At 54.6% G+C, this 13,290-nt stretch carries 11 protein-coding genes; 2 read left to right on the forward strand and 9 right to left on the reverse strand.

Annotated features, from left to right (window positions below; translation table 11 throughout):
- Positions 1-20 precede the first annotated feature (20 nt).
- Genes JAO79_RS13840 through JAO79_RS13855 form a run of 4 tightly spaced genes read right to left on the reverse strand, consistent with a single transcriptional unit; the run spans position 21 to position 4,607 of the window.
- Complete coding sequence (locus tag JAO79_RS13840) at positions 21-1,103, reverse strand: enoyl-CoA hydratase/isomerase family protein (protein ID WP_199007846.1); 1,083 nt, start codon at positions 1,101-1,103, stop codon at positions 21-23.
- A gap of 11 nt (positions 1,104-1,114) precedes the next feature.
- Positions 1,115-1,894, reverse strand: a complete 780-nt coding sequence (locus tag JAO79_RS13845; RefSeq protein ID WP_199007847.1) for an enoyl-CoA hydratase — start codon at positions 1,892-1,894, stop codon at positions 1,115-1,117.
- Positions 1,895-1,924: 30 nt separating this feature from the next.
- Positions 1,925-3,091: an acyl-CoA dehydrogenase family protein gene (locus JAO79_RS13850; protein WP_199007848.1), complete on the reverse strand. Its 1,167-nt coding sequence runs from the start codon at positions 3,089-3,091 to the stop codon at positions 1,925-1,927.
- 22 nt (positions 3,092-3,113) lie between these two features.
- The gene (locus JAO79_RS13855; protein WP_199007849.1) at positions 3,114-4,607 is read right to left on the reverse strand and encodes a CoA-acylating methylmalonate-semialdehyde dehydrogenase; all 1,494 of its coding nucleotides are present in this window, start codon (positions 4,605-4,607) and stop codon (positions 3,114-3,116) included.
- Between the two features lie 144 nt (positions 4,608-4,751).
- On the opposite strand from JAO79_RS13855, the gene JAO79_RS13860 reads away from it, so the two are divergent.
- The gene (locus JAO79_RS13860) at positions 4,752-5,654 is read left to right on the forward strand and encodes an AraC family transcriptional regulator (RefSeq protein ID WP_320158966.1); all 903 of its coding nucleotides are present in this window, start codon (positions 4,752-4,754) and stop codon (positions 5,652-5,654) included.
- Between the two features lie 100 nt (positions 5,655-5,754).
- Positions 5,755-6,744: an XdhC family protein gene (locus JAO79_RS13865; RefSeq protein ID WP_199007851.1), complete on the forward strand. Its 990-nt coding sequence runs from the start codon at positions 5,755-5,757 to the stop codon at positions 6,742-6,744.
- Here JAO79_RS13865 and JAO79_RS13870 read toward each other — a convergent pair.
- The 5 genes from JAO79_RS13870 to JAO79_RS16530 form a co-directional block, all read right to left on the reverse strand.
- Positions 6,716-8,755 carry a CocE/NonD family hydrolase gene (locus JAO79_RS13870; RefSeq protein ID WP_199007852.1) on the reverse strand — a complete coding sequence of 680 codons (2,040 nt, stop codon included), beginning with the start codon at positions 8,753-8,755 and terminating at the stop codon, positions 6,716-6,718. The genes JAO79_RS13865 and JAO79_RS13870 overlap by 29 nt on opposite strands.
- 260 nt (positions 8,756-9,015) lie before the next feature.
- Positions 9,016-9,384, reverse strand: coding sequence for an STAS domain-containing protein (locus JAO79_RS13875; RefSeq protein ID WP_199007853.1), 369 nt, complete (start codon positions 9,382-9,384; stop codon positions 9,016-9,018).
- Complete coding sequence (locus JAO79_RS13880; RefSeq protein ID WP_199007854.1) at positions 9,375-9,803, reverse strand: ATP-binding protein; 429 nt, start codon at positions 9,801-9,803, stop codon at positions 9,375-9,377. Before JAO79_RS13880 ends, JAO79_RS13875 begins: the two co-directional genes overlap by 10 nt.
- The gene (locus JAO79_RS13885) at positions 9,800-12,124 is read right to left on the reverse strand and encodes a GAF domain-containing SpoIIE family protein phosphatase (protein WP_199007855.1); all 2,325 of its coding nucleotides are present in this window, start codon (positions 12,122-12,124) and stop codon (positions 9,800-9,802) included. The genes JAO79_RS13880 and JAO79_RS13885 overlap by 4 nt, the downstream gene beginning before the upstream one ends.
- Positions 12,125-12,130: 6 nt before the next feature.
- The gene (locus tag JAO79_RS16530; RefSeq protein WP_199007856.1) at positions 12,131-13,192 is read right to left on the reverse strand and encodes a peptidoglycan-binding domain-containing protein; all 1,062 of its coding nucleotides are present in this window, start codon (positions 13,190-13,192) and stop codon (positions 12,131-12,133) included.
- Positions 13,193-13,290 lie beyond the last annotated feature (98 nt).

Raw genomic sequence — 13,290 nt, forward strand, 5'->3', positions numbered from 1 at the left:
TGTTGCATTCCGCCGGTGTGTTAGCCGGCGTTCAGGCTGAAAAATTCATCAATCCACTGACTGTCCATCTCCGCCAATGAGGCGTAGCGCCACCGTGGTTGCATATCTTTATCAATCAACAAGGCCCGAATGCCTTCGGCAAACTCACCTTTCTTCAAGCAGTTCTTGGACAACACCAACTCGTTATCCAACACCTGTTTCAAACCATCCAGCTTGCTTCGGTGGTAGTGCCGCCAGGTTAGCGCGAGAGCCGTTGGTGAGGCTTTCGCTACCCCTTTTACGGTTTTACCCAACCAGTCTTCACGGCTACCGAGTTCCTGAAGCTGCGCCACGACTTGCTCTAATGAGCCGGCATCGGTGACTTGCTGAATTTCGTCAAAGTGCTTGCGAATCGGAGATTCCGGCAACGCCTCGGCACTTTGTTGCTCGAACTGCCTGAGCACCCCACTGACAACCTGATGACTATCGCCATTTTGCCAACTTGCGGCTTTCAGGCCTTCAATCACTTGCGCCTTCCGGTCGTGCGTAATAAAGCGATCGGCCATATCGACAAACAAAGCGTCAGCGGCGTTCATCCGTGCGCCGGTCAGCCCAAGAAATAATCCGGTTCGCATGGGCATACGATTCAGGAACCAGCCGGCACCGATATCCGGATACAGGCCGATGCTGACTTCCGGCATGGCCAACTTGGAGTTTTCGGTCACCACTCGATGTGACGCCCCCACCATCAGACCAATACCGCCACCCATGACGATGCCGTTGCCCCAACACACGATGGGTTTGGGGAAGGTATGGATCAGGTAATCCAGTTCGTACTCTTCCGTAAAAAACTGCTCACCTTCACCCAGCTTGCCGGGCTCGGTCATGCTTCGGTACAGAGACACAATATCGCCGCCCGCGCAGAAGGCTTTTTCGCCCTCGGCCTCCAGCCAAACCGCTCGGACACTGGGGTCGTCGGCCCAACGTTCCAGCTGCGGTGTTAGCAGACGGATCATATCCATGGACAACGAGTTGAGGTTGCGCGGCGTATTCAGCCGGGCCACGGCGATGCGTGCACCATCGCTGCTGTTCCACTCTTCAAATACTATCGGTTGATCACTCATAACGGCCCCGGTTATTGGTTTTTCCATTCCGGCTTACGCTTTTCCAGAAACGCGTTGACGCCTTCTTTTTGGTCTTCGGTGTGGAACAGCTCGACGAACAGTTCACGCTCCATGCGCCAGCCGTCACTGTGGCTGCGGCCATCGCGCGCACTCATCACCAACTGTTTGCAGCTGGCGATTGATGACGGGCTTTGCTTGCAGGCGCCTTCCGCTAACCGCAATGCTTTTTCCAGCGATTGGCCAGAGGGCACAACTTCTTCAACCAATCCAATTTGCTGCGCTTTTTCCGCCGTTACGCGCTCACCGCACAGGATCATGCGCTTAGCCCAGCCCTCGCCAACCAGCCACGGCAGGTTTTGGGTACCGCCGGCACAGGGCAACAGGCCCACACTGGCTTCAGGCAGCGCCATTTGAGCGTGCTCTTCAGCAATGCGGATGTCGCAGGACAACGCACACTCCAGGCCGCCGCCCATGGCGTAGCCGTTAATGGCGGCAATGGAAACGCCCCGGAAACCGGTCAAAGCCGCGAACGCTTCACCAAAGCGCTGAGCCATTTCATTGGCTCGGGCCCGGTCACCGTCTGCGAAGGTTTTCAGGTCCGCTCCGGCGGAGAAGAATTTCTCGCCCTGCCCGGTGACCACCAACGCATAAATATTCTGGTCGTCATTAAGCTCTGCGATGGTCTTTTTCAGAGCGGCTAATGAATCTACCGTCCAGGTGTTGGCCGGGGGATTGGAAATGGTAAGAATCGCAATATGGTCGCGTTTTTCGAGTTGGATCAGTTCACTCATGATTGAATCCTTTTGTTATCTATTTGCCCGTTACTGGATGGCTTCGGCCACGCCATCATCCAGCAATCGGCGAGCAATGATCATGCGCATGATTTCATTAGTGCCTTCCAGAATCTGGTGCACTCGCAAATCTCTGACATACCGTTCCAGAGGGTATTCCCGAATATAACCATACCCACCATGTAACTGCAGCGCTTCATTGGCCACTTCAAAGCAGGCATCGGTGGCGAAGCGTTTGGCCATGGCGCAGTGCAGCGTGGCCTCCGGGTCTTTGCTATCCAGCTTAAATGCCCCTAAGCGCACCATTTGCCGCGCCGCCACCAGATTGGTGGCCATGTCCGCCAGCTTGAACTGCAGCGCCTGAAACGCCGCCAACGGCTTGCCGAATTGCTGGCGTTCGTGCAGGTAATTACGGGCTCGGAGAAGCGCAGCCTGCGCGCCGCCCAATGAACAGGTGGCAATGTTCAAACGGCCACCATCCAGTCCTTTCATGGCGATGGCAAAACCGTCGCCTTCTTCGCCCACGCGGTTGCTGGCTGGAATGCGAACGTCTTCAAGGGTGACCATTCGGGTGGGCTGACTATGCCACCCCATCTTTTCTTCATTCTTACCGTAAGAGACGCCTTCAGCATCCGCCGGAATTACGAAGGTGGATATGCCTTTCGCGCCGCTGTCTGCATCGCCTGTGCGGGCCATCAGCACCAGCACGTCGGTATCTCCGGCTCCGGAAATAAACATCTTGCTGCCGTTGATTACATAGCTATCGCCGTCGCGAACCGCTTTGGTGCGCAGGCTGGCCGCGTCTGAACCGGCGCCCGGCTCCGTCAGGCAATACGAAGCCAACCACTCACCACTCGCCATCTTCGGCACAAACTTTTGTTTCAGCGCGTCATCGGCAAAGCTGGCGACCATCCAGGTGGCCATATTGTGAATGGTGATAAAGGCGGCCGTGGAAGGGCAAGCCATGGCCAGCTCTTCCACAATCACCGAGGTGTCTATGCGGGACAACCCCATACCACCCAGGGCTTCCGGAGTGTAAATCCCCATAAAGCCCATCTCGCCAGCTTGCCTCATCACTTCCTTCGGGAAGGTGTGATCGACATCCCACTGCCCCGCGAACGGGGCCATGGTTTTCTCGGTGAAGGCCCTTGCCGCCTCTCTAAAGGCGAGTTGGTCTTCCGTCAGGTTGAAATCCATAACTCGACTCCTGGCTGCGCGATTAGCGCAGCTGAATAGAGAAGTTGGCTTCTGACGACGTGGCTTCGCTGTTGAACCAGCGGGAGGTCACGGTTTTGGTTTCGGTATAGAAGCGAACTGCCTGCTTGCCGTATGCATGCTGATCGCCGTAGAAAGAACCCTTCCAACCGGTGAACGAGAAGAACGGCATGGGCACCGGGATGGGGATATTTACCCCCACCTGGCCAACCTCGATTTCGTGCTGGAATCGACGTGCGGCGCCACCGTGGTTGGTAAAGATCGACGTGCCGTTGCCATAGGGGCTGTTGTTGATCAGCTCAATCGCATCGCCCAGTGAGTCGGCGTTCATGCAACACAGCACAGGACCAAAGATTTCTTCGTTGTAGATATCCATCTCGGTGGTCACTTCGCTGAACAAGGTTGGCCCAACCCAATGGCCATCGGGGAAACCTTCAACCGTGCATCCACGGCCATCCAACATAAGTTTCGCACCTTGAGCTTCGCCAGTCGCAATCAGCGACTCAACACGCTCTTTCGCTTTAGCGCTGATCACCGGGCCGTAGCTGGCGCCGGAATCGTTCCAGGCGCCCGGACGAATCTTCGCCATGGCTTCTTTCAGCTCCGGAATCCACTCCTGGGCTGCGCCAACAAACACCGCAACAGAGATGGCCATGCAACGCTGACCGGCCGCGCCCACGGACGCACCCACAAGCGCGTTCAACACTTGCTGCTTGTCAGCATCCGGCATGATGACCATATGGTTCTTGGCACCGGCAAAGCTCTGAACCCGCTTCATGTTGCTGGTGCCGGTTTCATAGATATAACGACCAACAGGCACAGAGCCTACGAAAGAAATGGCTTTGATGGCCGGGTCATGCAGCAGCGTATCGACCTGCTCTTTGGCACCATGAACAACCTGCAGTACGCCTTTAGGGGCACCGGCTTCTTCGAACAGCTCCGCCAGACGCATAGGAGTTAGCGGGTCCTGCTCGGACGGCTTGAGAATGAAGGTATTGCCACAAGCAATGGCCATGGGGAACATCCACAGCGGAATCATGGCCGGGAAGTTGAACGGTGTGATACCGGCACACACGCCCAGAGGCTGAATCCAGGAGTGGGTATCTACTTCACGGGCCACGTTTTCAACCGTTTCACCCATCATCATGGACGCAACGTTGGCTGCGTGTTCAACCACTTCAATACCGCGCCAAACGTCACCTTTGGCATCGTCAAACGTCTTGCCGGTTTCCTGTGACAGGATTTCAGCGATCTCGTCGTGATGCTCTTTCAGTAGAGCCTGGTAACGAAGCATTACCCGGGCCCGCTCGGAGATCGGCGTTTCTTTCCAGCTTTTGAATACTTCACCGGCGTTGTCGATGGCCTGGCGCATTTCGTCGGCAGTGGCACAGGGAACCTGAGCGATCACTTCGTTGGTGGCAGGGTTGGTCACGTCGATCCAGTTTTCGGTCTGGCTCTGCGCGAATTCACCGGCAATATACTGAGGTACTTTTTTCATGATGATGTCCCGTGGTTGTTGTTATCCGGAACGCCCCGGTCCGCATTTTCAGGCTCGAACCAAGGCGATGATTTACCCACAGACTAGCACGCACCCAAACAATAGGTGATTGACTAAATTTCGCTCTTGATGGATTATTTTTCGATGGCAAGAAAAACCAATCTCTCCCAATCAACACAAACCTCGCAATGGCCGGTGCCGGCGGACAGCGTTCGGTACGTGATTCCGGAACCAATCGTTCGCCTGCTTGCCAGTCATGATCTGACCAGAGAGCTGTACCCGCTTGCATTTGGTCACTACCGGAAGGCCATCGGCCACCATATGCACCGGGAACATCATCGCGACAATCTTTTGATTTACTGCACGGATGGAAACGCGTTCCTGAACGTAGAAGGTGTGCCTCACACGGTTAGCTCGGGTGATCTACTGCTGCTCCCCGCCGGAGCCAGCCATCGGTACACCGCCGACCCGAATAACCCGTGGTCAATTCACTGGGTTCATTACTCCGGCCCATTGGCGGAAGCATTTCGACAACACATGGGTTTCACTAATGGCACGTACATTCGCCACTTGGGCCGGCAACCCCGGCTACTGGTGGATTTCAACGGCTTGCTGTCAGTGCGCCAGACCGGTTTCCGCACCCAAGGCCTGATTCACGCCAGCAACCGCTTGCGGCAATTGCTGGCAGCGGTACCGATCAATGCTGACGAAACCGGGCAGGCCCGGCAGGCGGAGCTGGATATCATCCACAACTATATGCGGGAACATCTTGAAGAACGGCTCACCCTGAATGAATTGGCAGAACTGGCCGGCCTGTCGCCCGCGCACTTCGCCACCCGCTACCGGGAACAGACAGGCACCGCCCCCATTCAGCATTTCTTACATTTGAAAGTGGAGCGGGCCTGCGAATTGCTCGACACTACCAGCCAAACGTTTGCCGACATCAGCCGACAACTGGGTTACGACGACGCCTATTATTTCTCACGCCTGTTTAAAAAAGTGATGGGAAAATCGCCCAGTGATTACCGGCACACCGCGAGGCATTGATTAACCGGCGCCGCCACCTCATGCTTGAGCACTGTTATAGTTGGCACAGCCTCATAAGTCAGATAACAACACGGTTTAAATCACGTTTCGGGAGACACCCATGCAGCCGCTGGACATTCAGGTTGTTGAGCAAGCCATCCGCTGGGGCAAAGCCGGCGAGGACTTTTGGCTGTGTACTGTACTGAGCACCTTTGGCTCTTCACCGCGAGCACCCGGCTCCTGGTTGATCGCGAAAGCCGATAGTGACCACTGCGGTTCGCTTTCCGGTGGCTGCGTAGAGGAAGACTTTCTTGCCCGCTTGAGTGACGGAGAATTCCGGGGCCGCCTGAACCGGGTTCGATACGGTGCTTCGGAAGGCCCGGACAACCCTCGCGTTAGCCTCCCCTGTGGCGGTGTTCTGGATGTTCTGGTGGAACACTGGCCCGCCAATGAGCACACCCTTGATCACTTTCAATCACTGAAGGAAGCTTTGGCTGGGGCCGGCGCGCTGGTGCGCAACCTGTGCCTGGAAACCGGCACCGTTGAACTCATCCCGGATGAAAGTCTGGGCAGCAAAGTCGAAGAAGACCAAAACGAGCAGCGAGTGCGCCTGCGAGTGGGCCCGGTGTCACGCCTCGTCATTGCAGGGCTTTCGCCGGTATCGACGGTGTGCGCCAGCTTTGCTCACAGCCTCGGTTTTGAGGTTATCGTGTGCGACCCCAGGCCGGAGGAAGTTCGGCATTTCAATGTGCCGGGCGTCACTCTGCGTCAGGAACTGCCATCGGTCTGGATTGCCCGGGAAGGCTGTCACCGCGCAACCGCTGTCGTTGCACTCACCCATGACCCCAAAATAGACGACACAGCTCTCATTGAAGCGGTTAAAACCGACGCGTTCTATATCGGCGTAATGGGTTCACAAAGAACGTCTGAGAAACGCCGGGAGCGCTTGCTGCGCATTGGCGGGCTAACCGAAGCCCAGACCGATCGCATTCACATGCCTATCGGTCTGAATATCGGAAGCAAAACGCCCGCCGAAATTGCCTTATCAGTGATGGCGGACGTTGTTCGGGTTCGTGAAGGCGTTAAGGCGCCTGCATTGAATCCAGCTTAGCCGATGGCACAACGGGCAGAACCACGCTCGAAGGCGTTTCGGGCCCGGTGTGCAATGTCATCACACCCAACAATGAATTGAGAGCGGTGAGCAACGGCGGCAGGCCTTGCGCAATATTGCTGGTGTTCACCGATACTCTCAAGCTTGACCCTGGTGGCACGTACGCACTGCTGGCAAAGATTTCAACTGACACCTTGCGCACTTCTCCGGGTTCATAGGGCTGCACATCGTCAAGACGGAAAGTGTGCCACGGCTGAATCATCTCCCCGTTTACGAATCGCGAACGGGTTTCATCAACTGAGTTAAGCCCTGCTGTCATCAGGCCGTTGGTAACCGGAGTGGTGGTTCCATTCGGGTTAACGATGTCGAGTCTCACCGAAACCTGCACGTCTTTCGCGGTGGTTGAAACCCAAAGGTCTGCTTGCATGGGGCCGTTCAGATATAGGCCCTCTTCGCCTGCTGGCAACTCATACTTGGCCGCCGCAAGTTCTGCAAACGAATTATCTTGAGCACATGGAAGTGGAAGCATGCCGCCCAATCCAGCCGTCCACTGATCAAGGCTGGACGAACACAGCCCGTTTAACAGGTGCTGAGCCACCAGAGTGTTTTCTGCTTCTTCAGGAGCCTGGGGCTGCAGCTGGCCCACAGCTGCGAAACCTTCCGCTGGGCTCAAATAAAAACGATCTGCCTGCATATCCGGGTGTGGCCAGTGGCTCGTGGTGTCGTATTCGTCTAACCCGAGCACATACTGCGTCACATCCGGCTGCTTCTGCACATCGGTATCCAGGCCCATCACGTATTCGTCAAACCATTGCAGGCGCAAGGTGTCCAGATCCGGCACTGCGTGCTGGCTTGCTTCGCCGCCGCCCAAAAACTCAACGCCCGCGGCCTCGATGTGGTTCCAAGGGCCGATCAACAATTTGGTGTCCACCCGCCCATTCAACTGCTCAAACCAAAGCGGCTCACTGCGCTGGAACAGGTCGAACAACCCGCCCACGATAAAGGTCGGCACGTTGATTTTATCTGCCCCTTCAAGCGGAGAGCGAATTGCCCAAAAATCGCCGTCGTAAGCTGTTTCGGGTTCACCTGCCAGAGCCTTTACAATCGTGGGCACCTGAAAACCCGCCAAAGCACCATACAACCGTTCCGGCAAAGCTTTGAGCGCAGCTTCAGGATCAACCGTCGCCATCTCTGCCGGAATCAGACCGAAGCCTGTCACCATGCCGAGCCACAGCGGAATAAAGGTCGCGTTGACGTTGCCACCGGTAAAGACAATATCCCGATAGCCATCACCAATAGGCACAATGGGAAATGCCGCTTTCACCGCCGGATGGTTATGCTGAGCGGTCAGTACCGAGGTAATGCCTAAATAGGATATCCCTTCCAAGCCAATACGATCTTGCGCCCAATCCTGCTGAACAATCCAGTTCAGTACTTCCAGGTAGTCTTGTTGTTCGCGTTCATCAAACGCGCCCCAGCTTCCACCAGAGTTGCCTGTGCCACGTACATCCACAACCACATGGGCATAACCACGTTTAATCAGAAACTCGTTAGCACCGCCCATTTGGGGCGCAAACTGACCAAACGACGTGTTATACGAGGTCTGTGTCAGCACAACGGGAAACGAGCCCTCTGCCGGCTCACCTGCGCCGAATCCGGGCAGTGTGACCTTGGCGAACAACTGCGTGCCATCAGACATGGTGATTGTCTGATTCTCGATGGCGACTGCGTGAGTATACTCAGGCGCACGCTCATAGGGCTGCCACTGCTTCCCTTCATCGGCATACACATCAACCAGACGCGATACTGACTGCCGATTGCCCAGCGTCATGCTTTGACCAACGACTTCTCTGGCATCGGGTATTTGCAAAGAGCTTTCATCACTGACTTCAGGTTCGGAAGTAGGTGCTTTGTCGGCTGCGGAACTGTCTGAAGATTCTCCACCGCAACCCGAGATGGCCACGGCTAAAGACAATACCCAAGGCACCAGTCGCTTATGCTTATCGCTCATTTCCCACTCCCATTCCATACAATGGTTTAACCGGCCGCACAGACAAAAAAACCGTACGTGTGACAGAGTTCGCTTGACACACCATATCAGTATAACTACGTATGGCATTGGCTGTTCTGACAGTGGGTGTCAGTGGAATTCGTTAAGAAAGGCAAAGAGTAAGCGGGGGGAGCAAGCCAACGAACTGACCAAGAAAGGCCGCGTGCGCACGCCGGGCAGAAATGACTGACTGGCCGGAATAAATGACTCCGGCCAGTCCACTAACTATTTTGCTGGTTTTGGAGGGAGGTCAGGTACTCATCCATTTCTTGAGAGCTGCCAAACACCGAGAGATCCGGCATGAGCTTAACCACTTCAAACACCTTTTCAACACCGGGATTCATTTCTGTAACCATCAACTGGCCATCTCGTGCCTTCATTTTCTTGAGCATCTTGAAGACAACTCGCAAACCCGCCGAACTGATGAAGCTAACGCCCGACATGTTCAACGCCAGGTAGGTTATTGCCGGGTGAACCATCTCGTCCAGCTGCGCCTCCAGCTCGGGCGAGGTGTCGCTGTCAACAGCCCCGTCCAATCTCAACCCAAGCGCTTCATCACTCTGCTGAATCACCGAAATCTCTAACGACATAGCTTGTTTTCCTTTGAGTCGCTCTTCAGGTTCCATCTGACAATCATGGCATTGATACCGTCCTGGTAGTTATAGTGAAATTCATCGCTAAGAGCGGAGATCAAATGCAGCCCCATCCCCCCATCCGCGCGGGAGCCGAGAGAATCGCCAAGCATTGGCGTCGCATTGGTTGGGTCAAAGTATGGGCCGGGGTATTCCACCACCAAATCCAAACACTCTGCACCCACCTCAACCAATAACGTCCAATTCAAGTCCGGATTATCCTCCGCGACATGCATTCTGAGATTGGCATGAATTTCGTCAATAATGACATTTAAGTCATGCTCCAATGTGCCTTTCACGCCTTGCTGCTGTAACTCTGCAGCGACGGCAGTTAGTACACGGCTGACCGGTTCCTTTGCTTTTACCTGTAGCTTCATGATCCCTGGCGGCTCAATACCATTATTGTTATGTCGTCGGACTGCTCCGCCCCGGCCGTATACTCCACCAAACGCTCACGAATGTTGGTCAAAAAGCATTCGTCGTGACCGCGAGGTCTACCACCAAGACTTAAAAGACGCTGCTCACCGAATTCCTCACCAGCAGCATTGAACGCTTCTGTAACTCCATCAGAGTATAGTACAAGGCTTCCACCCGCGTGGACTTCCAAAAATTCGGTGGCAGGCTCTATGTTCTCATAAAGCCCGAGAGGGGCGATGGTCTCTCCACTCCAGAGCTGAGGCAGCCGATCGCTAAACTCCTGCATGGGCATGGTGTGCCCGGCGTTGATCATTTCAACTTTGCCGGTATCCGTCTCGACGAGCACCATCACCAGTGTCACAAACATGCACGCGTCGTTGCCGCGGCATAGCTCCTGATTCAAGGCGGCGGTAATGCTTTTTAGATCGCCATCCTTGTTGTGTGCCAGAAAGTTCAACAAGCTGATGGTTTTGGCCATGAACAATGCAGCCGGAACACCTTTGTCGGACACATCCCCCACTGCCGCCAGAAACCGCCCCCGAGATAACGGAATAACTTCGTATAAGTCTCCGCCTACCGCACTGGCCGGGCTCAACCAGGATTCGATGCGCCAGTTTCCAAGCTCCTTAAAGTACGAACCGTTGCCCGGGACCATCGACATCTGAATGCTTTTGGCAACCGTCAACTCGCTTTCCAGCTTCTTTCTTGCCCGACGCTCGGTATCAGCCGTGTCTGCCAATTGCTCAACCAAGTGCTGGTTGATCAATCGGGTTTTCATCACTGATCCGATTACACTCAGGTGTTCAATGGTCGATTTCTCGACATACTGGAACTTCGGCTCAACAATCAGAATGCCCAGCAGATACCCTTTCAACGAATCACTGTGCAAAGGCACCACCAACACCGGCTTCGATTGTTTATGGGTTTTCAGCAACCCATACAAATCATCCTGAGGAGTAACATATTTAGATTCCCGATTCGGGAACAATTCGTTGAATCGCTCCACAGAGATACGCGACTGCGCGGGTTCCTCCGCCTGTTCTTCAACCTCCACCTCAGTGCTGGCGACAGGAACGACCAAATCCCGTTCCGAATCCACCTGCCAAACCTCGATAGAGCCCAGGTCGTATTTTGATCTAATACCCTGAATCACACAGGTCAGCCCCGACGAGAATCCTTCCGAGGGAACGTTCACAATGGAAACACTGACCTCACGAACATAGCGTTCATTCTCTGATGAGGCTTCAAGTTCGAGTCGCCACTGCTCTCGTTCAATCGCAAGGCCAAGTAAAGAAACCGCAAACGAAAAGTGGCCAACCACTTCATGATCGGGCCGCTTAGCGACATCACTGAACAGTGTAATGACGGCTTTAAGATCACCCGCTTCGCCCAACACGGGTTCAGACCACGCCGATACCACTCCTAGAGAGCGCAGAACATCGGCGTACCCCTGCCATTGCAGGTCGTCGGTAACGGTTTCACATATCACACTTTGCCGCGTATGGGCTGCGGAGCCAATGGATGTGGCGCCAAAGCGAGCCGATACTGAAGGAACATCCGAGCAAAATGCCTTGGCAAACTTCCCCACTCCCTGCGTGACCAGACTGTCTTTTTGCTCGTCATACAGAGAAATAACACAATGCGTGCCGGCAATCTGCGCTTCCAGCAACTTCGATACCCGCTCAATAATGTTTTCAAGTGAACCGCCCTCGTTCACACTGAACAGCGCCCTTTGGCGCAGATTATCAGCAATGCTTTGCAGTTTTCGATGGTGAATATTTACGCCTGAAAAAATCATTGCCGGTTCACCGGCAAACATTGAGAGCGTTAATTCACAGTCCATCCACAAACTCTGGTTGGGGCCCGCCGAAAAGCACCACTCACTGCGTTCAACACCCTGTTCTCGGGTCCGTGATAACAAATCTTCGAAATCCAACAAACTGTGCGGAGCCGGTAGCCAGGCATCAGGCTGGCTAAAAATTCTGTCCATGAGCTCTTGCTCGCTGCTGCAATCAAAAAGCTCTAACGCCTGACGATTAGCGAACAAGAGCTTTGGCCAGTGGCGTTCAAAAATCAGGATAACGTCGGGGAGCTTGTTCAGCAGTGCGCGGCTATCTTTGAGGGAGGAGTTATATTGACGACGAAATTCTTGGAGGCGGGAAGCAAGAGATTGATATCGCTCAGCTTCCCGTTTTCGGAAACGTAAATGCACCAGAAGCACAAAACCTGCTATGGCTAAGGCACCCCCCAACAACGGCAACACAAGTGCTTCTGGCAACATTTCTTTTTATTCCATTAGTTCGAGGTGCTCTAGCGTTTCAATGGTAATCGCACCAGAGGCCAATCCATGCTCTTTCTGATAAAGCGTCAGTGCATCCAGGGTTGCCGGGCCTAGCAGCCCATCGTGTTCGCCCGGCTCGTAGCCCAATTCTGCCAATTGCTGCTGCATCTCCAGAACCATTTCGCTGGTCAGATTGCGGTCGCATACAGCTTGTCTGGCTACGATCTTTGGCTTACCTTCGTAGCGCTTTACATTCATTGAAAGCACCTCGGCCGGCACTTCCTGCTGAACCGTTTCAGCCGGCTTTACCAACTCGGCAATTTCAAGAGCATCTGTTTCGTCTTGCATGGTGACCGGAATGACTTCTGCCGGCTCATCAACCACCCAGCGGGTAACGGTTTTATATTCGGCAGGAATCACTTCCGTTCGGGTTGTTTCCGGCTTTACCAGCTTGGTTACCGTAACCGTTTTGGTCTTGGCGGGTATTTCTTTGGCGCAGAAACCGAAGGCCGAAGAGGCTCGGGCATATGCTGCAGCCCCTGACGTCCGGCAAGGCTCAAGCTCCGTCCGTGCCTCTTCCAACACCACTTCTTCTTGCACATCTTCGTAGACCGCAGGCTCTACCACCAGACGCGTTGTTTCTGGCTTCACTTCAACCTTTTCAACCACCTCTTTGTAGGTAGCCGGTTTTACACGGTAAGTTTTGGTGCCCTGCTTCGTAACCACTTTCTTAATCCCGCGACGAAACTCTGCCGGCGTGATTTCCAGCCGTACTTCAGAGTCTCGAACCTTTACTTCCAGATTATCTTCAACAGAACGAGGGTGGATTTGAGCGTACACCCAACACTGGCCGGGCTGGATATCAATCACAGGCTCACCGACTGTTTGTACTTTGTTCTCGCCAGCCGCGGCCTTCGCGCTATTCTGAACCGGGGCCGCTGAGCGATCGGGCTCTGCTGTTGTCTTGGTTTGTGCAGCCCGTTGAGGTGCGGGCTTTGCCACAGTTTCTTCGGCACGGCGGTCCGAGGTTTTGGAAACGGCTTTTGCTTGATACTGAGGCTGAGCCACAACACGGGGAGCCTCGTTTCCACGTGCGCCAACCTCATAGGCATAAATGCCACTGACGGATTGTTCCTCGACCCGAGGTTCTAATGCACACCCTGAAA

The organism is Marinobacter litoralis (assembly GCF_016427555.1).
GTDB classification, from domain to species: Bacteria; Pseudomonadota; Gammaproteobacteria; order Pseudomonadales; family Oleiphilaceae; genus Marinobacter; species Marinobacter litoralis_A.

Excerpts from the sequence above, each read along its gene's own strand:
- JAO79_RS13880 (WP_199007854.1), bottom strand. The coding sequence starts at position 9,803 with ATGAAGCTACAGGTAAAAGCAAAGGAACCGGTCAGCCGTGTACTAACT.
- JAO79_RS13875 (WP_199007853.1), bottom strand. The coding sequence starts at position 9,384 with ATGTCGTTAGAGATTTCGGTGATTCAGCAGAGTGATGAAGCGCTTGGG.
- JAO79_RS13850 (WP_199007848.1), bottom strand. The coding sequence starts at position 3,091 with ATGGATTTCAACCTGACGGAAGACCAACTCGCCTTTAGAGAGGCGGCA.
- JAO79_RS13845 (WP_199007847.1), bottom strand. The coding sequence starts at position 1,894 with ATGAGTGAACTGATCCAACTCGAAAAACGCGACCATATTGCGATTCTT.
- JAO79_RS13870 (WP_199007852.1), bottom strand. The coding sequence starts at position 8,755 with ATGAGCGATAAGCATAAGCGACTGGTGCCTTGGGTATTGTCTTTAGCC.
- JAO79_RS13865 (WP_199007851.1), top strand. The coding sequence starts at position 5,755 with ATGCAGCCGCTGGACATTCAGGTTGTTGAGCAAGCCATCCGCTGGGGC.
- JAO79_RS13885 (WP_199007855.1), bottom strand. The coding sequence starts at position 12,124 with ATGTTGCCAGAAGCACTTGTGTTGCCGTTGTTGGGGGGTGCCTTAGCC.
- JAO79_RS13860 (WP_320158966.1), top strand. The coding sequence starts at position 4,752 with ATGGCAAGAAAAACCAATCTCTCCCAATCAACACAAACCTCGCAATGG.
- JAO79_RS13855 (WP_199007849.1), bottom strand. The coding sequence starts at position 4,607 with ATGAAAAAAGTACCTCAGTATATTGCCGGTGAATTCGCGCAGAGCCAG.
- JAO79_RS13840 (WP_199007846.1), bottom strand. The coding sequence starts at position 1,103 with ATGAGTGATCAACCGATAGTATTTGAAGAGTGGAACAGCAGCGATGGT.